The sequence below is a fragment of the Hydrogenobacter thermophilus TK-6 genome (assembly GCF_000010785.1).
GTDB classification, from domain to species: Bacteria; Aquificota; Aquificia; order Aquificales; family Aquificaceae; genus Hydrogenobacter; species Hydrogenobacter thermophilus.
The window spans coordinates 991,419-1,010,115 of the sequence record NC_013799.1 but is presented as its reverse complement, the minus strand read 5'-3'; the positions used below and the strand labels follow the sequence as shown (position 1 = coordinate 1,010,115).

The 18,697-nt window shown below is 46.9% G+C and carries 19 protein-coding genes and 1 tRNA gene; 7 read left to right on the top strand and 13 right to left on the bottom strand.

All coding sequences use genetic code 11. From position 1 onward, the window contains the following. Positions 1–31 precede the first annotated feature (31 nt). Positions 32–115 (top strand) — tRNA-Leu (locus tag HTH_RS05545). Here HTH_RS05545 and HTH_RS09675 read toward each other — a convergent pair. Genes HTH_RS09675 through HTH_RS05500 form a run of 10 tightly spaced genes read right to left on the bottom strand, consistent with a single transcriptional unit; the run spans position 97 to position 10,620 of the window. After that, positions 97–450 carry a DUF190 domain-containing protein gene (locus HTH_RS09675; RefSeq protein ID WP_012963741.1) on the bottom strand — a complete coding sequence of 118 codons (354 nt, stop codon included), beginning with the start codon at positions 448–450 and terminating at the stop codon, positions 97–99. The two genes, HTH_RS05545 and HTH_RS09675, sit on opposite strands and share 19 nt — an antisense overlap. After that, positions 447–3,431, bottom strand: coding sequence for a DUF2309 domain-containing protein (locus tag HTH_RS05540; RefSeq protein WP_012963740.1), 2,985 nt, complete (start codon positions 3,429–3,431; stop codon positions 447–449). Before HTH_RS05540 ends, HTH_RS09675 begins: the two co-directional genes overlap by 4 nt. An 11-nt stretch (positions 3,432–3,442) precedes the next feature. After that, positions 3,443–5,704 carry a proton-conducting transporter membrane subunit gene (locus HTH_RS05535; RefSeq protein ID WP_012963739.1) on the bottom strand — a complete coding sequence of 754 codons (2,262 nt, stop codon included), beginning with the start codon at positions 5,702–5,704 and terminating at the stop codon, positions 3,443–3,445. 12 nt (positions 5,705–5,716) lie between these two features. Continuing rightward, positions 5,717–6,610 carry a CobW family GTP-binding protein gene (locus HTH_RS05530; RefSeq protein ID WP_012963738.1) on the bottom strand — a complete coding sequence of 298 codons (894 nt, stop codon included), beginning with the start codon at positions 6,608–6,610 and terminating at the stop codon, positions 5,717–5,719. Between the two features lie 3 nt (positions 6,611–6,613). Then, entirely contained in the window at positions 6,614–6,907 is a 294-nt protein-coding gene (locus HTH_RS05525; RefSeq protein ID WP_012963737.1) for a hypothetical protein, read from the bottom strand. Position 6,908: 1 nt separating this feature from the next. After that, positions 6,909–7,133: a hypothetical protein gene (locus HTH_RS05520; protein WP_012963736.1), complete on the bottom strand. Its 225-nt coding sequence runs from the start codon at positions 7,131–7,133 to the stop codon at positions 6,909–6,911. A gap of 16 nt (positions 7,134–7,149) precedes the next feature. Further along, entirely contained in the window at positions 7,150–7,833 is a 684-nt protein-coding gene (locus tag HTH_RS05515) for a 2-oxoacid:acceptor oxidoreductase family protein (protein WP_012963735.1), read from the bottom strand. Then, the gene (locus tag HTH_RS05510) at positions 7,830–8,696 is read right to left on the bottom strand and encodes a thiamine pyrophosphate-dependent enzyme (protein WP_012963734.1); all 867 of its coding nucleotides are present in this window, start codon (positions 8,694–8,696) and stop codon (positions 7,830–7,832) included. The genes HTH_RS05515 and HTH_RS05510 overlap by 4 nt, the downstream gene beginning before the upstream one ends. 22 nt (positions 8,697–8,718) lie before the next feature. Next, entirely contained in the window at positions 8,719–9,888 is a 1,170-nt protein-coding gene (locus HTH_RS05505; protein ID WP_012963733.1) for a transketolase C-terminal domain-containing protein, read from the bottom strand. A gap of 18 nt (positions 9,889–9,906) precedes the next feature. Beyond that, entirely contained in the window at positions 9,907–10,620 is a 714-nt protein-coding gene (locus HTH_RS05500; protein WP_012963732.1) for a carbon monoxide dehydrogenase beta subunit family protein, read from the bottom strand. 147 nt (positions 10,621–10,767) lie between these two features. On the opposite strand from HTH_RS05500, the gene HTH_RS05495 reads away from it, so the two are divergent. Genes HTH_RS05495 through HTH_RS05485 form a run of 3 tightly spaced genes read left to right on the top strand, consistent with a single transcriptional unit; the run spans position 10,768 to position 14,067 of the window. Further along, positions 10,768–12,591 carry a 2-oxoacid:acceptor oxidoreductase subunit alpha gene (locus HTH_RS05495; protein ID WP_012963731.1) on the top strand — a complete coding sequence of 608 codons (1,824 nt, stop codon included), beginning with the start codon at positions 10,768–10,770 and terminating at the stop codon, positions 12,589–12,591. A 13-nt stretch (positions 12,592–12,604) separates the two neighbouring features. Continuing rightward, the gene (locus HTH_RS05490) at positions 12,605–13,492 is read left to right on the top strand and encodes a 2-oxoacid:ferredoxin oxidoreductase subunit beta (protein ID WP_012963730.1); all 888 of its coding nucleotides are present in this window, start codon (positions 12,605–12,607) and stop codon (positions 13,490–13,492) included. Beyond that, entirely contained in the window at positions 13,489–14,067 is a 579-nt protein-coding gene (locus HTH_RS05485) for a pentapeptide repeat-containing protein (RefSeq protein ID WP_012963729.1), read from the top strand. Before HTH_RS05490 ends, HTH_RS05485 begins: the two co-directional genes overlap by 4 nt. Here the strand turns inward: HTH_RS05485 and HTH_RS05480 are convergent. Further along, positions 14,052–14,243, bottom strand: coding sequence for a hypothetical protein (locus HTH_RS05480; protein WP_012963728.1), 192 nt, complete (start codon positions 14,241–14,243; stop codon positions 14,052–14,054). The two genes, HTH_RS05485 and HTH_RS05480, sit on opposite strands and share 16 nt — an antisense overlap. A gap of 22 nt (positions 14,244–14,265) precedes the next feature. Between HTH_RS05480 and HTH_RS05475 the strand changes: the two genes are divergently transcribed. After that, positions 14,266–14,766: a DUF29 domain-containing protein gene (locus HTH_RS05475; RefSeq protein WP_012963727.1), complete on the top strand. Its 501-nt coding sequence runs from the start codon at positions 14,266–14,268 to the stop codon at positions 14,764–14,766. Positions 14,767–14,773: 7 nt separating this feature from the next. Here the strand turns inward: HTH_RS05475 and HTH_RS05470 are convergent, their stop codons facing one another. Continuing rightward, positions 14,774–15,643, bottom strand: a complete 870-nt coding sequence (locus tag HTH_RS05470) for a class I tRNA ligase family protein (protein ID WP_012963726.1) — start codon at positions 15,641–15,643, stop codon at positions 14,774–14,776. Positions 15,644–15,685: 42 nt separating this feature from the next. On the opposite strand from HTH_RS05470, the gene folE reads away from it, so the two are divergent. Next, entirely contained in the window at positions 15,686–16,246 is a 561-nt protein-coding gene (gene folE / locus HTH_RS05465; RefSeq protein ID WP_012963725.1) for a GTP cyclohydrolase I FolE, read from the top strand. Further along, entirely contained in the window at positions 16,243–17,025 is a 783-nt protein-coding gene (locus HTH_RS05460; RefSeq protein ID WP_012963724.1) for an LpxI family protein, read from the top strand. The genes folE and HTH_RS05460 overlap by 4 nt, the downstream gene beginning before the upstream one ends. On the opposite strand, the gene HTH_RS05455 is transcribed toward HTH_RS05460, so the two are convergent. Further along, complete coding sequence (locus HTH_RS05455; RefSeq protein WP_012963723.1) at positions 17,013–18,677, bottom strand: ABC transporter ATP-binding protein; 1,665 nt, start codon at positions 18,675–18,677, stop codon at positions 17,013–17,015. The two genes, HTH_RS05460 and HTH_RS05455, sit on opposite strands and share 13 nt — an antisense overlap. Positions 18,678–18,697 lie beyond the last annotated feature (20 nt).

Here is an 18,697-nt window from a genome sequence, read left to right as displayed (position 1 = left end):
TCCTCGCAAAGATATTATAATTTCATAATCAGCGGGTGTGGCGGAACTGGCAGACGCGCGGGACTCAGGATCCCGTGGCCTTACGGCCGTGAGGGTTCAACTCCCTCCACCCGCACTCACTTCCGTCTTACCAAACTTGGCAAGCCTGCTCACCATCACACTGCTCACAAAGACCACACCGGAGTGCTTGTTGAGAAATGGCGTTATACCCTCCAGCACAGCCTCCACTATTTTATCCGGCATCACCGACACCACCATCACCAGCGTGTCCTCCTCGTTAAAAAGAAGGTGCCCCTCGTGAAAGCCGTGGCTTCCCTTGCCCGAAAGGTTGTGAAAGATGGTGTATCCGCTCACTCCTGCCTTCTCCAGCAGGTCAAGGACAAACTCCAAGTCTTCCCCTCTGACGATTATCTCTACCTTTTTCATCTCGTGAAGCTTTACGCTGTTCATACTTTCACCTCCTGTTTTTTCTGGTATTCTACCCACGAACCTTTTAAGTATCTGTAAAAGACACCCTTCTGCGGGTCAAAAACCACAACATTTATCCACTCGTTCTGCATAAGGTCTCTTATCTTCCTTATCCTGCTTATGGCCCTCTGGGAAAGTTCCAGAGGAGCTTCTATCACGAGGGTGTATCTGACGGGCACATGGAAAGGCTTTCCTTCCTTCAGAACCGTCTGGGCAGGGAGTCCCGTTCTCAGGTCGCTGTAGTTTCCTGTCATCACGCCTATCCTTCCCACTACGTTGTGGTAAACCTTACTACCGCTACCGTAAACCTCGTTGTCCGTGGTAGAAAAATAGTACTCCATGTTTATCCACTGACCTACCACCGCGGGACCAGCCAGTATGTTCTCAAGTAGAAATCCCTTGGGGTCCACCGTATAATCGTAGGAGTGCAGGAAGACTCTGCCTTCAAGCTCTGAAAGCTTTGTTATATCCCTCCTTCCTATCACGAAGGCGTAGTTGCCAGAAAGTCCCCACTCGGGTCTTACCTCAGACCAGTCGTAGGCTTTTCTGTAGACCTGCTCAGGACTGCCTGCGTCCAGCGCAATAGCTCTCTCCTGCGCAGTAAGCCTTCTTGCCTCTTCAAAATCCCTTCTTATTCTCTCCAGCATGGGTACATATCTGGCGGGGAGGTACTCAAGGTCATAAAGCACAATTTGGTCGGTGGTGGTGTTGTGAATGCCCGGCAGAAAGACCGTTTCCTCAGGAATGTTCAGCCCGTGCTTTTGCTTCATTATCTGCCTAACAGCCGGGTCGTTAGCCATGGTGCAGAATATGCGCGCATTGTATATACCCGACGCACCACCGCAGGCTCCGCAGTCAAGAGCCGACTCGTAGGGGTTGTTCTCAGACCTGCTCTCGTGCCCAAGGACAAAAACTATCGGAGCAAAGTCTTTGACCAGACCTATGCTCTTTAGAGTAGTTGAAACCAGGAAAGCCTGCTCTTCTTTGGTAAAGCCCAAACTTCTGAGCCTTTCTTCAAAGAGCTTTACAAAACCACGCTCTACGCGGTATTTGCTCCTGAGGACTTCAACCACGCTTCTTAGCTCTTCTGGAAGGGAAACCTCCTCCTCAAGGCACGTCTGAAAGAGCAGGTAGGGGTCCGCATCTTTGATACCCATCTCCTCCAGCGCTTTCTTTATGAGGGAAGTGTAGTAATAGGTGGTTATGTCTTCTATCTCCTTTTCGGAGAGCTTGTTTACCATCATGGAGGTCTTTACGCTCTCTTTCCACATGAGGTCTTTGGCTTTTGCGTAGGTATCCGGCAGGAAGGTTTTGCCTATAAAGTCAAATCCAAAAGCAAAGCCCAGCATCTCCACTGCCACGAAGGGTGCCAGTATGTGGTCTTTTACGCCGTGTAGTAGCTGGCTGAGTGCTTTATCTTTTTCAATTCCTTTTCTGGAGTAAGGCATTTCAAAGACTACATTTTTGGGAGTTACTATCACAGGACAGAGAAACTCCTCGTGTCCCTTGCGCAGGTCCACCATGGCAACGGGAATACCAAAAAATCCAGCAACCCCAAAGGTCTGGTAGTTGCCAACGGATTCTAATTTCCTCCTGAACCTTTCTGACCTCACATCTATGCAAAAGAGTGCCTGAGCTAAAGGCTTTTCCTGATTTTTTTCGGGGAGTTTTATACTTTCCACCAACTTCTGTATGTGGGTCTCCTCAAAAGCCCTGAGCCATACGTAGCCTTCTTCCTCTTTGAGAAGATGGTAAAGCCTGAGAAGTTCCAGCACCTCCTGAGCGCTCAGGTCTTCAAGCCTCAGGTCCACCGCTTTCAGCCAGTCGGAAAGAAATCTGTAGTAGCTCTTTGCTTTTATCTGAGCCTTGAGGGTGATATACTCCTGAAGGTGCTTTGCCGGGTTTTTAAGATACTTCCTGTAGTCTTCCGCAACCTGTGGCGGGCAGTTTCTGGAGCTAAACTCATGCATAAGGTAAGCCTTTTCTTTTTCTTTACTCAAAAACTCTTCTATTCCGCGATAGGTGGGTCTGAAGGGAAGGTCCTTTGAGCTTGCATCCAGCACGGACTTGGCAACCAGGAGCCTTATGGCAGCGTAGTCCACCATGTCCACCGGGTGGACCTTCTGCCAGTAGTAGTACTTGTTGTGAGAGCGCCACTTTATGAAACCCGCTATACCTTTGAGTTTTGCAAGCTCAAGGGTTATATAGCCTTCCCACGCAGGCTGGGGAAGCTCGTAAGAGGTAAGCACATACTCTATGGCTTCTTCTGGCTCTTCCAGGTCTTTTAGCATGCTTACAAGGCTCCTTCCCGTCCAGAGAAGGAATCTCAGATTCCTTCTTGCAAGCTCTCTCCAGGCTCTGTAGAGCCCTGCATCTCTGCCGGGCATGTCTATGGTGGACTGACCTTCGTCCAGAAAGTCAAAGGCGGTCTTTATGACAAGCTCGTCTATAAGCCTGCCCGGATCTTTGCCCGTCAGGAGCTTTATAAGGTCCTGCAGGGTGTTTTTCACTCCTATGGACAGAAAGAGCTCCCTGCACACTTCCGAAGGGTCTTCCATAAAGTACTCTGAGAGAGCCTCCAGAATCTCCTCTTTGGCTTTTCCTCTGTGCAGGAGGTTGTAAGCGGGCTCTGTTATCTTTTGGGTGAGGAGAGCAAAGACGAGCTCCTCGTATGGTAGACTTTCAGAAAGCTCCAGCGAAGAGAGAAACTCTTTTATGCTCTCTCTTAAGAATTCCTCCTTTATGTGCCCCATAGAGTAGAGATGCCTGTAGTCTTCTCTCCTGAGGTAGCCCCTGCCACCAAAGAGAAGCTCGCCTTCCTTTATAGCTTCTCTGAAGGGTAGATCCTCAAGCTCTCTGAGGGGGTTTCTGGTTATAAAGGTCCTCATGGGCCAGTAGTAAGTTATAGGCTCGGACGCTACATTAACCAGAGACCTTATGTATAGCTTTTTCCCAAGTTCCATGCTTTACCTCCTCAAAAGTTGGGATAGTAGAGGTCTTCTTTTGGCTTTCCGTAAAGGATCCTGCAGGCACTGACCACCAGCGCACTTCCAAGGAGAAACCAGCCAGCAAGAAGAAGGGCACCAAGAGAGATATCAGTCTTTAAGAGAGCCTCCCACAGAGAGTAAAAAGTAGGCATGGGAGGAAACATGCAGGCATAAAGAGAGACAACCACAAAGAGGAAGGAAAAGAGGGGCATTTTCTCTAAAAGACCTCCCGCGTAGGTAAAGCTTGCAGTCCCAAGGCTTGCCTTAAGGTAAAGACCAGATAGAAAGAGAAGCAAAAGCGCGGGAACTATCAGAAGAAAGTGCTCTTTTCCGGATAGCCACACAAGGCTCAAAAGCGCAGGGTAAAGCTCCCCAAGAAGCTCACCCATGCTCTGGCTCTGAAAGGCTCTAAGAGAGTGAAACAGAAGCGTCAAAACAGCAAGCGAGTAAAGGACCCTGTCTGAAGGCAGGGGCAGGTTCCACAGAAGCACGAAAGCAATTCCCACAAGAGCAGGCAGGGAGTAAATCCAGAACCTCCTGATGAAATAGGATGTTATGAGGCTCAGAGGAAAGAGAGGGACAAAGAGCGTCAGCAGCAGCACATCAAAAGAAACACCCCTGAGAGAACCCCCATCGTAGTAAAACAGATACAAGGGCACTGCGCCAAAACTGGTAAGGTAAGAGAGCCTTTTAAAGAACCTTCCAACAAGTCTGTATATGTCAGGGAAATACAGCTCGCGCGAGAGGTGAGCATAAAGGCTCAGATGCACCTCCACAGGCTTGTCCTTGCTGGCAAAGTACACCAGCACCCAGCCTACCATCACCAGCAGAAGGCTCAGCAGTATACCTCCAAGGATGAAAGCGGTGTTGGAGGATGCCACCTCCATTATGCGTTCCTGAAGACCCTCATAAGGCATTATGAGGTTCTTGAGGCTCTCTCCTGCAAGCACGTAAACACTAAGAAGGACAAAGAGAGAAAGCACGCCCAGGACTGAGGTAAGAAGAGGCTTTTCTCTACCGAGCCTGAAGAGGTTTATAAGTATCTGAGCGGAGGTAGCCCATCCAAAGAAGAGAAGAACCAGCTGGGTTTTGTATCTCAGAATCTCGTATTCAAACACCGCGTGGGCACCCACCACCAGAAGAAGTGGAACGAGCAGAGTAAGAACTCCGTAGAGAACGACAGGCATCTCCCTCTGGGAAACTTCCTTCCTGACGAGAGCATCGTAAACCTCGTCCCTGGGTATGTTGGTGTCCTTTCTCGCTTCGTGTATCACGCTACCAGAAGATAGAAATAGAGTTGCCTTGAATATGCCGTGAGCCATCATGTGATAAACCGCAAGGGCAAAGGCACCAACGCCTATTTCCATCATCATGTATCCCATCTGTCCCACAGTGGAATAACCCAGAGCCTTCTTTATGTCGTTCTGCATGAGCATGAGCATAGAGCCTAAGATGGCGGTGATTATACCTACCATAAAAGCAAGGTTAAGACCATACTGGTCGTAAGGAAAGAGAAAGGCAAACCTGTTGGCAAGAAAAGCACCCGCGTTGACTATACCTGCGTGCATGAGAGCAGAGACAGGAGTGGGTCCTTCCATACTGTAAACCAGCCACAGATGAAAAGGAATCTGAGCGGACTTGAGAAGACCACTGACAATCACCAGTAGAGAAACCACCCACAGCTCCCCTTTTGGCTCCGCCAGCGTGGCTTTTATCAGCTCGCTTACGCTAAAAGTCCCGTAAGCCTTGTAGAGCATGAGAATAGCCAGAAGCAGTGGCACGTCCGCAAACCTGTGGGTAAAGAGCGCAAAATTCCCGTATTCAAAAGCCTCCAGCCTCCTGTGGTTAAAAGTAAGGAGTATATAGAGCAAAACGCCCATAAGGTGCCAGCAGGCAAAGAGCAAAAGCATATGGTCCGCCAGCACGAGAAGGAGCAAATTAAGCGTCATAATGTCAAGGAGAAAGAAGTACCTTCTGTATCCTTGCTCGTCCTTCATGTAGTTTTCTGAATATTTGTGTATCACAAGGCTGACCAGCAGTATGTAAGAAGCCAGAAGACTTCCAAGCCCGTCAAACCTCAGGAGCGGAATATCTGCCGAGCCTCTTCCCAGCAACAAAATCAGCAGGCTCAGAAGAAAAGAAATGCCTGTAGCAATGGTGCTAAGCCTCGCATAGAGCCTTTTCTCCAGAAAAAGGGAAGATATAGCAGACAGAGCTGGCAGGGAAATAGCTATAGCTTCCAGAAGCATGCGCCTCCTCCTTCAGTTGTCAGATTTTTTGATTACCACCAGGAAGGATTTACCCTGATAGTCGGGAAGTGTCTGGCTAAGGTCCAGACCACCAAAGGCGTAGTTAACCACGAGAGCCTGCGGAACCTCTTTTACTCTTACTACACCTTTAGCTCTGAACACTTCTTTGGGAAAACTCTCCAGCAGGCTCACAAGCTTTTCATACTCCAAAGGCTGGTCAAAGTAAAGGACCTGATGCTCAAGGTGGTGCTGGTGGTAGTCTTCTTCGGGAGCTTCCAGCTTCGCTTTTAGCGCAAAGATGCCCTCAAAGACTTCCACAGGTAGCTTTCCGTAGCTGGTTTTGTAGAGTTTAAAGTCTCTGAATACAGGCTCACCCGTAAAGAGGTTTTTGAGCCTGTAGGAGTGCCATATGCGAACCACTTCCTGCTCTACGCTTTTTAGCTTCTCCTCGTCCACCAGGTCCGTTTTGTTAAGAACCAGCATGTTGGAGCTTCCTATCTGGTGCCTTGTGGTAGGCTCGTGTGAATACTTTTCAAAGTTATAGGCATCTATGAGGCACATTACACCTTCTACGGTGCATCCCAGACTCTGGAGGCTGAGCATCACAGGGAAGGGTTCGGCTGCACCGGAAGTCTCCACCAGAAGCACCTCAGGGTCATACTTCTGTCTTATTTCCCAGAGAGCCTTCTCAAACTCCGCGTGAAGGGTGCAACATATGCAGCCTTCTGGAAGCTCCAGCACCTGAGAGTAAGCGTTTTTTAGTATTTTCCCATCAACTCCTACCTCTCCAAACTCGTTGACTATTATGGCTATCCTTCTGTTTTTCAGGTGCTCCCTTACAGAGTTCATCAGAAGAGTAGTCTTGCCGCTTCCCAGAAAGCCCGTTATCACGAAGGCAGAAAGCATGAGCTACTCTCCGCCGTACTCTACCGAGTCTATCTCCTCCATGAACTGCTGTATCTGGAAGGTTATGAAGTTGGCAAGGTCTTTTACGTCCTTTTCCCAGTACTCCGGGTCTATGTCTATCTCTTTTTCATACACATCATGCCCTTCCACTATGTACCTGACCCTAAGGTAAGGGTACTTTTTGAGCTCGCATCCCTCGTCCGCCTCGCTGGGAAAGCAGAGCTCCATGTCAATATCTGGATTAGCCATGCTCTTTTTGACTTCCTCCGCAAGGTCTCTGAACTTTTCTTCCATCATATCAGTCTCCTGCAGTCACCATAACCATCTGTATGCAGTTTCTTTTGAGGAGGTCAGAACACACATACACACATATGGCACAGCCTTTACATCTGGAGTAATTGACCCAAGCCACATGCTTGGAGTCGTGGTACATAAGCGTGTTAGGCTCAGGACAGAAAAGCACGCACTGCTTGCAGTTATATTTGGCGCAGTCTGTTTCGTTTACATCAGCCACATAGTACATACCTCAGCCAACCTCCTTAAGAAGTGTAAGCCTCTTCCTCTACCCAGCCACGCTCCTCCGCTATCTTAAAGGCTTCTCTTATGACCTGCATGTTCTTTTCAAGTAGCTCCATCTTCTTTTTGAACTTCTTCTCTATGGCGCTGTCAAGGGCTGTGGTACCCCCAGAAGCCACGAAGGTATTACCTAGGAATCTCTCTCTTACAGCCTGCTCTATGTGTTCAAAGCCCACAAGCTTTGTGATGCCAAAGAAGAGACCTATCATAGCCATGTTGGTGGCAAGCTCGGTGCCGGCTATCTCAAGTGCCAGTTTGGTGGCAGGGAACATATGAACCCTTGTGTTTAGGTCATTGAGTATCTTCCAGTCTTCTTCGGGTATTATGTCCGCGTCCGTGTTTATTATCACAAGGCCGTTCTCTTTAAGACCTGAATAAAAGGGCATGGTGTAAGACTTGCCGTGAGTTATAACTTGGGGGTGGTATATCATTATCACGTTGGGGTAGACCACCTCACCCACCTCGTATATGGGCTGGTCTGAGACTCTCACATACGCTTCAACCGGTGCCATTCTCTTTTCAGAGCCGAAAAAGGGGACAAGAGTGGCGTACTTTCCTGCCGCGGACATGGCATTACCAAGAATGTGGGCAGAGGTGACAACTCCCTGCCCACCAACGCCTGCTATTCTTATATTATAGCGTTTCATGTTCTTACCTCCTCTGGCTTCCTTTCTAACTCTTCAAAGTACTCTTTTACCTCATCCGTCATCCACTCGTAGAAACCAAAGTCTTGCTTTTCTCTCTTCCTTGCATCTTCCAGCACCTTTTCGGTGGGTATGGAGTACTCTATGTTGCAGGAGGTGTAGGCGTGGATAAAGGTAGGTCCAAAGTGCCTTGCCGCCAGCACAGCTCTCCTTATGGTCTTGGCTATCCTCTTGGGATTGGTAGGAGCGAGCTTTGCCACATAAACGCATCCAGCTACTTTTGCCAGCTCCACAGCGTTTATCTTGTCAAACTGCTTGCCTTTAGGTGCCATCTTGAGCTGGACTCCCTTAGGAGACATACCGCTTTCCTGTCCACCTGTGTTTCCGTAAACCTCGTTGTCTACCATGATGGTGGTGAACTTCTCGCGCCTGAACCAGGAGTGCATGGTCATGCCAAAGCCTATGTCAATAAGACCACCGTCGCCAGCCATTACCACCACATCCTTGACCTTGTCGGGGAAACGTATGGTGAGAGCTCTCTTGAGTCCGGAGGCCACCGCATTGGTGTCTCCGTAGTTGCCGTATATAAAGGGGACTGCTGCCTGAGAAAGAGCCAGTCTGGCACAGCCTGCTGTGCCTATCACTATTGTATCTTCTGGATTGGGAAGAGCTGCGTAGAACACCCTTATGAAGTAAGCCATGAAGCATCCCGCGCACATGGGATGCTCTTCCACCAGCTCTTTGAACTGACCCAGTTGCTGGACATCCATCTGCCTGCCAAACTGCCCGTACTTGACCAAGTCCACGTAGTCTTTGGGCATGTATCTCTCAAAGCCCGGTGATATCCTTACATATTCCAAACCCATCTTTCTACCTCCTTAAAAGTTTTTATACTACAACCTTCTTTTGTTTCTTTATGCCAAAGGCATCGTAGACCTTCTCCATTATAAGCTCCACCGGCAGGGTCATACCGCCATAGACTCTGGGTCCGCCTATAACCCTGTCGTTGTTGGGCAGGACTGCCTTCACCTCTCTGGCAAGCCAGCCTACTATGTTGTGTTCTGGCACTATGACCGCTTTAGCCTTGGAGAGAGCCTCTCTTATCTCCTTCTCTGGGAATGGTCTTATGGACTTTACTTTCACGAGTCCCACATTGAGACCCTCCATCTGTGCGTAGCGCACCGCTTCCCTTCCTTGCGCTGCAGCACATCCAGAAGCTACCACAAACACCTCCGCGTCGGGGTTTACCACCTCTATGGGTCCACCCAGATACTTGTATATGTACTTCATGGCTCTTATGTTGGAGGACCACACCTCCTGCTGCCACACTGCGTGTATAAGGTAGCTCATGAAGTTGGACTTCTGCACCGGAGCGTCCCTCTGTATCCTTGCGGGTGGTATCTCGCAGTCTGTGGGGGGTACAGGTGCCTTGTAAGGGTCTCTGGGAGGTAGCTTCATATCCTCAGGGGTCATGTTAACATAGCCCTTGGCGTGGGTGACGAAAAAGCCCTCAGTACACACCGCTACTGGTATATACACATCCACCTTCTCGGATATTACAAAGCTTGCTAAGGTAAAGTCAAAAACATCCTGCTGGTTTTCTGCATGAAGCACCACCATACCGCAGTTGAGAAGGTAAGCTATCTCCACATTATCGGGCTGTATGGAGAGGGGTGCGTTGACCACTCTGGTGAGAACTCCCAAAACTGCGGGTATTCTGTGCCCTGGCCAGGAGGCTATAGCTTCAATACCCCTCAAAAGCCCTGGTCCAGAGGTGGCAGAAAAAGCCCTTGCTCCACCTCTAACAGCTCCCGCTATGGCGGACATGGCACCGTACTCTTCTTCAGCCCTGTAGTAGTCCTTGAGATATCCCTGAGCCCATAAATCACCTACTAAGTGCATCACCTCAGACTGAGGAGTAATCGGGTAAGCTATGGCTATGTCCACATTGGCGCGCTTTACAGCCTCCGCCATAGCCTGAGCGCCTGTTATAAACTTCCTCTCTCTTGGTGCTTCTAAGAGAAGATAATCCGCATCTACAACTCTTTGCTCGGGCATGCTACTACCTCCAAAGTTTTATTCACTTTCTGTTATATGCTCTCCCCTTCTGGGTATGAGCAAGTAAGAGTATTCACCGTAATCTACAACGGAAAGGGTTTCGTAGTTTTCTGGTGGCAACGATGGGTTTTCAGGTGGAAGCTTTGGCTCCCACTTGATACCAAGCTCCTCTCTCACCTGAACCAGCACATCTCTGAACCTTCTTATCTCTTCCGCGTGCTGGTCCCTGAGGGAAACCATGGCATCTTCGTGTCCCATCTCCGCGCAGAGAGCTATGGTAAAGCAGTTAGTACCCGCTCTTATCATCCTCAAACTCAGGTTGGCATAGTGACAATGTATACCTACAAATATAGCAGCCTCAATCTTGTTGTGAAGAATGGTGAGGTTGGGATGATTAGGGTTTATCTCCGCCTCCGGGTCTATCTTGGGATATTTGGGTCTGTAGTCGGGCATGGGTATTATCCTGCAGTTGGGTATCTCCATGGCCAGCTCCAGCACCGCTTTTGCCTTCTCCATAGCGCTGGCATTCCATCCCCAGAGAACTAAAGGTCCCGGGAATATGGTGGGATTTCTGCGAGTGAGCATAGCCTTTGCTGCCTCCCTCATTGCGGTCTCTTCGTCCACTATTTTTCCATAAAGAAGAGCCTTACCCGGAGGTGGTAGCTCAACGCCTTCAAAGGCAGGTGGTGTTGGTATATAACCTGCAGGTCCCGGAACTACTTCCATTGACATGCTTTACCTCCTTGCTTCTGAGTTAACAAAAAGTTAGCATGAGACAGTAGGCTGTCAAGTGGAAAAGATATGATATTTATCGTAATGATCTAAATCTGGTAAAATATTGCTTACTTTTTAAATTATTCTTCTGTTAGGAGGTAGCTTATGGCGTTTGATTTGACCATCAAAATAGGTGGTGAAGGTGGTGAAGGTGTTATATCCGCCGGGGATTTTTTGACGGAATCTGCAGCACGGGCTGGTTATTATGTGGTTAACTTTAAGAGCTTCCCCGCGGAGATAAAGGGTGGGTATGCCCAGTCCACCATCAGAGTCTCCAACAAAAAGCTTTACACAACAGGAGATGGCTTTGACATTCTGTGCTGTTTTAATGGTGAGGCTTACGAATTTAACAGGAAGCATTTAAGGCCGGGTACGGTGCTCGTTTATGACTCTTCGGATTTTGAGCCGGAGGAGCACGAGGGTGTGGTCATGTATCCGGTTCCCCTCTCCCATCTGGCAAAGGACATAATGAAGGCTTACATAACAAAGAATGTAATAGCTCTGGGTGTTCTCTGTGGGCTGTTTGATATACCTGTGCAGTCTATAAAAGACTCAATAAAAGCAAAGTTTTTAAGAAAGGGACAGGAGATAATAGAACTAAACTATAAGGCTCTGGAGACGGGTATAAACTATGTCAGGGAGAATATAAAGAAATTGGATGGATACCTTTTCCCTCCTGCAAAGGAACCAAAAGATGTGGTAATCATGGAGGGCAATCAGGCAATAGCCAAGGGTGCGGTGGTGGCAGGCTGTAAGTTTTATGCAGCTTATCCCATAACGCCGGCAACGACGGTAGGAAACTACATAGTAGAAGACCTCATAAGGGTGGGAGGTTGGCTCTATCAAGCTGAGGATGAAATAGCCTCCCTCGGTATGGCTTTAGGGGCTTCTTTTGCAGGCGTAAAAGCTATGACCGCCACCTCCGGACCGGGATTATGCCTTATGACGGAGTTTATCTCTTACGCAGGTATGACGGAGCTTCCCATAGTGATAGTGGATGTGCAGAGGGTAGGACCTGCAACGGGTATGCCTACCAAGCACGAACAGGGAGACCTCTACCACGCCATATACTCAGGGCACGGTGAGATACCAAGGGCAGTGCTTGCTCCCACCAATGTGGAAGAGAGCTTTTACCTTACTGTGGAGGCTTTCAATCTGGCGGAAAAGTATCAGATACCCGTTATAGTTCTGACGGATGCATCCCTTTCTCTGAGAGCGGAAGCCTTCCCTACTCCAAAGGTAAAGGACATTAAGGTGATAAACAGATGGGTCTATAATGCAGAAGATGACCCCGAGGGTAAGTTCAGAAGAGCTGGAAGATTTCTTAGGTATGCCCTTTTTACCGAGGACGGCATAACGCCTATGGGTGTACCCGGAGACCCCAACGCCATACACGCCATAACGGGGCTTGAGCGTCAAGAAAACTCAGACCCAAGAAACAGACCTGACATAAGAACATGGCAGATGGACAAAAGGTTTAAGAAGATGGAAAAGCTCCTGAGGGAAGATGCGGAAAAGTTTTACGAGATGGATGCACCCTTTGAGAAGGCTGACATAGGTATCATATCCTGGGGTCTTACCGCATCCGCTACAAAGGAGGCTGTTGAGAGACTAAGGAGCAAAGGTAGAAAAATAAACGCCTTGTATCCCAAGCTCCTCTGGCCACTCAGGGTGGATATACTGGAAAACTTTGCAAAAAGCTGTAGGAGAATAATCATGCCTGAGAGTAACTACAGCGGTCAGCTTGCAACTGTGCTTAGGGCTGAAACGCGTATAAGACCTATAAGCTACTGCATATACAGGGGAGAACCCTTTATACCGAGGGAGATAGAGGAGTTTATAGAGTATGTACTGGAGAACTCTTACATTGAGGAGGGCAAATTTACACCTGCAAACCTTTACGGCGAAAAGGCTTACGGACTAATTTAAAGGAGGTGTAAGTATGTTAGAAGTTCACTTAAAACCTGCAGACTACAAGAGCGATGTAGAACCCACCTGGTGTTCGGGATGCGGTGATTTTGGTGTGGTGGCGGCTCTAACTAGAGCTTATTCGGAGCTTGGATTAAAGCCTGAAAACATAGTTTCCGTATCCGGTATAGGTTGTTCCTCAAGGCTTCCCCTCTTTGTTAAAAACTACTCGGTGCATTCACTGCACGGAAGAGCTATCCCAGTAGCTGTAGGCATAAAGCTGGCAAGGCCGGACCTTACCGTCATAGTGGAAACGGGCGACGGAGACCTCTTCTCCATAGGCGCGGGACACAACCCACACGCAGCACGCAGAAACATAGACATAACCGTCATATGTATGGACAATCAGGTTTATGGTCTTACCAAAAATCAAGTTTCTCCAACTTCAAGGGAAGGACTTTACGGCTCCCTAACACCTTACGGCTCCATAGACAGACCTGTAAACCCCATAGCCACCATGCTCTCCTACGGTGCCACCTTTGTTGCACAGACTTATGCGGGCAATCTCAAGCACATGACAGAGGTGATAAAGCAAGCTATACAGCATAAAGGCTTTTCCTTTGTAAATGTGATATCTCCCTGCCCCACCTTTAACAAAGTGGACACCTTCCAGTACTATAAGGGTAAGGTGAAGGACATAAACGAGCAGGGACACGACCCATCCGATTACAGAAAGGCTCTTGAACTTGCTTTCCATGACCTTGACCACTATCACGATCCGAACGCTCCAGTACCTATAGGCGTATTTTACAAAGCTGAGCTGGAAACCTACGAAGACAGGATGCAGTCCGTGAAGAGAAGGTACAAACAGGTGGAAGATGTGCAAGAACTCATAGATATGTGTAAGCCAAAAGCTTTATGAACTACGAGAACGTTGACCTCTCCTTCAGAGAGTTTAGAGATTTAGTTCTGGAAGGTGGAAGCTTTTGCGCTTCCACTCTCACCTGTGCCAAATTTGTAGGATGTACCCTAAGAGGCATTAACTTCTCAGATAGCTTTCTGGGGGAAGCGGTTTTTGAAAACTGCATACTTGAAGAATGCACTTTCAACCATGCCAACCTTCAGAGAGCAAAGTTTATAAAGTGTACTCTTACTAAATCTTCCTTTTTCGGAGCTTTTATGGGGCAGGTGCGTTTTCAAGAGTGCCTTATAGATGGATGCGACCTCTCCGATTGCCAGATACCTGACGGTGAGTTCAGGAAAACCATTATATCCAACTCCTCCTTTGAAAGGTCTTTTGTCAAATCCTCCACATTTGAGGATGCACTGCTAAAAAGCGTTAATGTATCACATGCGGACCTCAGGAAGGTGAGCTTTATAAATACCACCTTTGACCACATTAAAGATGAAGGCTCTATATTCTACGGTAAAAAGCCTTGGAGCGGAAAAAGCTCATCTAAATCTTGGGATGAGTTTGAGAGCTATGGCTTTGATTGATCTTTATCTTTAAGCTCCTTCATTCTCTTTTCTCTGAATTCCTCGTATTTGGGAGAGATCCTTTTATAAACTGCATTGGCTAAGAATACTATGATCAAAATTAGTGGAATACCTAGCAGCAGCATCAGCAAAAGGAGTTTTCCCAAGAAGAAAAGCCAGGCTAAAATACTATCCATCTTATTGCATATATTTTACACTATGAGGACGCTTAGTAAGGAAGAGCTAAAGGAGCTGTATGATAAGGACTTTCCACTTTGGGTTGAGATAAACCTGCAGCTTCTTAAGGAGAAAGCTTATGACCTCGTAGACTGGGAGAACCTCTTAGAGGAGATAGAGGATATGGGGAGGTCTGACCTCAAAGCGTGCATAAGCTACTTGGCGGTCATTTTGGAGCACCTTTACAAGTGGGATAACTTTAAAAACTTGGCAGGTGGTGAAGATGTAGGCTCGACTTGGATAAAGAGCATCAGAAACGCAAGAAAGGAGATATTAAAGGTGTTTGATATGTATCCCAGTTTGAGAAGCAAGTTGCCTCTTGAGTTGACTACCGCATGGAAGCATGCCAGACGAGAACTTGAGTATTGGCTTGAAGATAACGACTACGACCCTGAAAAGTTTAACATTCCTGAAAAATGCCCTTACACTTACGAAGAAGCCATGAGTAGAGATTTAAAAAAGGAGCTAAAAGGAAGCTCTTAGAAAAAGCTCATCCATCCTTGACCACCAGATTAAGAAGTTTGTTTTTCACATAGATGACTTTTTTGATCTCTTTGCCGTTTAAAAACTTTCTTACCTTCTCCTCAGAGAGAGCAATGGACTTTACCGTTTCCTCATCCGCTTCTACAGGGATCTTTATAACAGCTCTTAGCTTTCCGTTTATCTGCACGGGTATCTCAATGCTCTCCGTCTTGAGGGCTTCCTCATCAGGCTGTGGGAAAGGATAAAAAGCCATAGACTTTTCGTATCCTAAGGCACTCCAGAGCTCTTCGCATATGTGTGGTGTTATGGGGTAAAGCATGAAAAGAAGTATCTCCACAGCTTCCCTGAGAACTTTATAGTGGCTATCTGTCCGAAGCTTAAAGCCCTCAAGAGTGTTCAAAAGCTCCATAATACCTGCTATAGCTGTGTTAAAGGAGAGGTCCTCCATGTCTGCAAGGTACTTTTTCAGGGTCAGGTGGGTTTTTCTTCTTAATTCTCTTGCTGTTTCATCCAAATGAGCAAGGTCTTCCCTTTTGTAATTTACATTTATCTTTTCAAGGTGCTGGTGGAAGAAGTTCCAGAGCCTTTTTAAAAATCTATAAGCCCCCTGCACGCCTTCATCAGTCCATTCAAAATCCTTCTCCACAGGTGCTGCAAAGAGTATGTAAAGTCTTACCGTATCCGCTCCGTAGGTCTTTATAGCTTCCTCAGGGTCTACCGTGTTGCCCTTAGACTTGGACATCTTGGCAGGCTCACCTATCCTATTCTCTATATCTCTCACATACCTTTCATGGTAAAACCCAAGACTTTCCAGCAAAAGACGGAAGTTGTCCCCAAGGGAAAGCTTGTACTCCCTTAAAAACTCACCAATGTTCATAGCTTTAATTTTAAATCATTCTGCTTATAATTAAAAACCACTATGGCTGTGGACAGGGAAAAGATAAAGCAAGCTGTGAGGCTTTTCTTGGAAGGCATAGGTGAAGACCCCAACAGGGAAGGTCTGAAAGAGACACCCGACAGGGTAGCCCGTATGTGGGAAGAGTTTGACAGCATGAGAGAGTTTGACTTTAAGCTCTTTGAAGAGTTTGGCTCTTACAACGAGATGGTTCTTGTGAAAGACATAAACATATACAGCATCTGCGAGCATCACCTTCTGCCCTTCTTTGGCAAGGCTCATGTTGCCTACATACCCGACGGGATAGTCTGCGGTCTTTCCAAGCTGGTAAGGACTGTAAGAGCCTTTGCTCTAAGACCTCAGCTTCAGGAAAAGCTCACCAACGAGATAGCGGACTTTTTGATGGAGCAACTAAAACCAAAAGGTGTGGCTGTGGTTTTGGAGATGGAACACCTGTGCATGTCCATGAGGGGAGTTATATCTCCGGGGCACCTTACCACCACCTCCGCCTTAAGGGGCATTTTCCTGAGCGACATAAGAACAAGGGAGGAGTTTTTAAAGCTCATAAAAAGGGGAAGGGAATGAAGGTATGTTTAATAGCAGGTTGGGGTGAGCTTCCTGCAATTTTTCAAAAGGAAGCCAGCAAGAAAGGTATAGAGGTCTTTACAGTAGGTGTAAAGGGCATAACTACCGCTTTTGCTGATGAATACCTTCCTCTGGGCCATGTGGGCAAGCTTATAAAACTGCTGGAAAGGGAAGGAATCAAAAAGATAGTGATGCTGGGCAAATTTGAACATAGGCTTATATTTTCGCATTTTTTTACCTTTGACAGTATTGCCCTTAGCATACTTAGAAAGGCAAAAGACAAAAGACCGCAGACAATAATCACGTCCTTCATACAGGAGCTTGAAAAGAGAGGTTTTGAGTTTATAGACCCAAAACCTTACCTTGAGAGCATACTTGCAAAGAGTGGAAAGATAGGTTTTTTGGAACCTTCGCCAGAAGCTATGGAAGATGGCCTTTGGGGTTTTTCTATAGCTAAGGAGATAGCCAGCCTTGACATAGGCCAAACTATAGTGGTGAAGAACAAATCGGTGGTGAGTGTGGAAGCTATGGAGGGAACGCAGGAGGCTATAGAGAGAGCAGGAAAACTTGCCGGAAAGAACTGTAGAGTTATAAAGGTTGCCAGAAGGTCTCAGGACTTTCGCATAGATGTGCCTACTATAGGACCCCTAACGGTACAAGCGGTAAAAAAGATAAAAGGGGATGCCATATTTCTTGAAGCTGGCAAGATATACATGCTTGATATGGAGAAAACCATAAGTCTTGCAAAAGAGAGTGGCATAGCTCTTTACGGGCTCTGAAGAAAGAGCCTTATCACCCCTTCAGGCTCACCCTGAGCTATCAGATAACCTTCCTTAAAAGCCAAAACTCTATCACACATAAGCACATTAGAAAATCTGTGAGCTACCAATATGACCGTCCTATCCTTAAAAAATTCAAAGATGTTTTTTAAAACCATCTCCTCTGTTTTTACATCCATGGCGGAGGTGACCTCGTCAAGAAAGACTATATCAGGATTTTTTAAAAAGAGTCTTGCGAGGGCGAGTCTTTGCATCTCACCCCCGGATAAGTTCCTCCCACCCTCTTCCATAACTTGGTCAAGGCTTTTTACAAAATCACAGAGGGCAAGGTCAAGAGCTTTCCAAAGCTCCTCGTCGCTGGCATTTTCTTTTGCTATAAGCAGGTTTTCCCTTACACTGCCGGCAAAAATAAAAGGTTCTTGTGTGAAAAACCCCACCATCTTTCTAAAGCTTTCTTTTTCTATGTCTTTTAGCTCTTTACCGTCGTATCTTATACTCCCTTCATAAGGCAAAAGCCCTGCAAGAACCCTCAAAAATGTAGTCTTTCCAGAGCCTGTATGACCTATAATGCCCACCTTCTCACCATTTTTTATTTCCAAACTCACACCCTTTATAATCTGCTGGTCCTCCACATTTACCTTAAGGTTCTTTACACTGATACCTTCCTTCAAACCCCTAAAAGTTATGCTTCCAGATGTCTCTTGCGGTATGTGCAAAAGTTCCCTTATCCTACTCAGTATGGGAATGCCGGCTCTTACTTCCATCAAACCCTTTTGGACTTCCGATAAAGGCTGATGAAGTAAAAATAGAGCAGTCAGGTAAGAGACAAAATCACCTGGAGTTAGCCCACCCTGCACCACCCTTATGCCTCCGTACAAAATTATGGCAGAAACTATTATGTATCCAAAGGTGTAATTGAAGATGGAGTTAGCGGTGGAGTACACAACAGACTTCATACTTGCCCTAAAGACCCTCTCGTTAGAAGCATCAAACCACTGGGAGAATTTTCTTTCAGAAGAAAACATCTTTATGTTCTCATATCCTCTCAGGATATGTGCCAAGCTTTGCGTGATGGTGCTTACATTCTCCTGAAGCCTCTTGGCATGCTTACCCTTTTTGCGCCCAAAATACCTTATAGCAAAAGCGAGAAGTGGCAAAAGTACACCCAAAAGCAGAGTAAGTATGAAGTCTCTGTAAAATAGCACGCCCAGAAGCGCCAGCACGGTTAGCGGATCTCTGAAAAGCTTTGGTATGTGATCTCCCAAAAGGGATCTATAGGCCTGCATGTCTGAGAGAAACCTCGCTATCACATCTCCCGATGACCTTCTTAAAAGGAAGCCGTAAGGTGCCAACAGCAGTCTGCCGAAGACTTCTTCTCTTGTTCTCTTGACTTCAAGTTCCGAATAAAGATTTATAAAAATGGAGGCAAGGAGGTTTCCTAGCTGACCAAGAAGAGCAAAAGACAGCAAAAAAAGCACCGATTGGAAAAGTTCACTATAACTTTTTATCAAAAACACATTATCAACCAGTTTTTTTATTACAAGACTTATACCTGCCGTTCCTGCAGACTCAAAAGCAGAGCCAATCAAGGCTAAGAGGATAAAAGGTATATAAGATTTTATCCTAAGAAAAAGCCACTTTACACTTTCCATGCGTGGAAATATTTTAAAAT

Excerpts from the sequence above, each read along its gene's own strand:
- HTH_RS05530 (WP_012963738.1), bottom strand. The coding sequence starts at position 6,610 with ATGCTTTCTGCCTTCGTGATAACGGGCTTTCTGGGAAGCGGCAAGACT.
- folE (WP_012963725.1), top strand. The coding sequence starts at position 15,686 with ATGGCTGTGGACAGGGAAAAGATAAAGCAAGCTGTGAGGCTTTTCTTG.
- HTH_RS05470 (WP_012963726.1), bottom strand. The coding sequence starts at position 15,643 with ATGAACATTGGTGAGTTTTTAAGGGAGTACAAGCTTTCCCTTGGGGAC.
- HTH_RS09675 (WP_012963741.1), bottom strand. The coding sequence starts at position 450 with ATGAACAGCGTAAAGCTTCACGAGATGAAAAAGGTAGAGATAATCGTC.
- HTH_RS05485 (WP_012963729.1), top strand. The coding sequence starts at position 13,489 with ATGAACTACGAGAACGTTGACCTCTCCTTCAGAGAGTTTAGAGATTTA.
- HTH_RS05490 (WP_012963730.1), top strand. The coding sequence starts at position 12,605 with ATGTTAGAAGTTCACTTAAAACCTGCAGACTACAAGAGCGATGTAGAA.
- HTH_RS05500 (WP_012963732.1), bottom strand. The coding sequence starts at position 10,620 with ATGTCAATGGAAGTAGTTCCGGGACCTGCAGGTTATATACCAACACCA.
- HTH_RS05515 (WP_012963735.1), bottom strand. The coding sequence starts at position 7,833 with ATGAAACGCTATAATATAAGAATAGCAGGCGTTGGTGGGCAGGGAGTT.
- HTH_RS05510 (WP_012963734.1), bottom strand. The coding sequence starts at position 8,696 with ATGGGTTTGGAATATGTAAGGATATCACCGGGCTTTGAGAGATACATG.
- HTH_RS05520 (WP_012963736.1), bottom strand. The coding sequence starts at position 7,133 with ATGTACTATGTGGCTGATGTAAACGAAACAGACTGCGCCAAATATAAC.
- HTH_RS05460 (WP_012963724.1), top strand. The coding sequence starts at position 16,243 with ATGAAGGTATGTTTAATAGCAGGTTGGGGTGAGCTTCCTGCAATTTTT.
- HTH_RS05495 (WP_012963731.1), top strand. The coding sequence starts at position 10,768 with ATGGCGTTTGATTTGACCATCAAAATAGGTGGTGAAGGTGGTGAAGGT.
- HTH_RS05505 (WP_012963733.1), bottom strand. The coding sequence starts at position 9,888 with ATGCCCGAGCAAAGAGTTGTAGATGCGGATTATCTTCTCTTAGAAGCA.
- HTH_RS05480 (WP_012963728.1), bottom strand. The coding sequence starts at position 14,243 with ATGGATAGTATTTTAGCCTGGCTTTTCTTCTTGGGAAAACTCCTTTTG.
- HTH_RS05540 (WP_012963740.1), bottom strand. The coding sequence starts at position 3,431 with ATGGAACTTGGGAAAAAGCTATACATAAGGTCTCTGGTTAATGTAGCG.
- HTH_RS05535 (WP_012963739.1), bottom strand. The coding sequence starts at position 5,704 with ATGCTTCTGGAAGCTATAGCTATTTCCCTGCCAGCTCTGTCTGCTATA.
- HTH_RS05475 (WP_012963727.1), top strand. The coding sequence starts at position 14,266 with ATGAGGACGCTTAGTAAGGAAGAGCTAAAGGAGCTGTATGATAAGGAC.
- HTH_RS05455 (WP_012963723.1), bottom strand. The coding sequence starts at position 18,677 with ATGGAAAGTGTAAAGTGGCTTTTTCTTAGGATAAAATCTTATATACCT.
- HTH_RS05525 (WP_012963737.1), bottom strand. The coding sequence starts at position 6,907 with ATGATGGAAGAAAAGTTCAGAGACCTTGCGGAGGAAGTCAAAAAGAGC.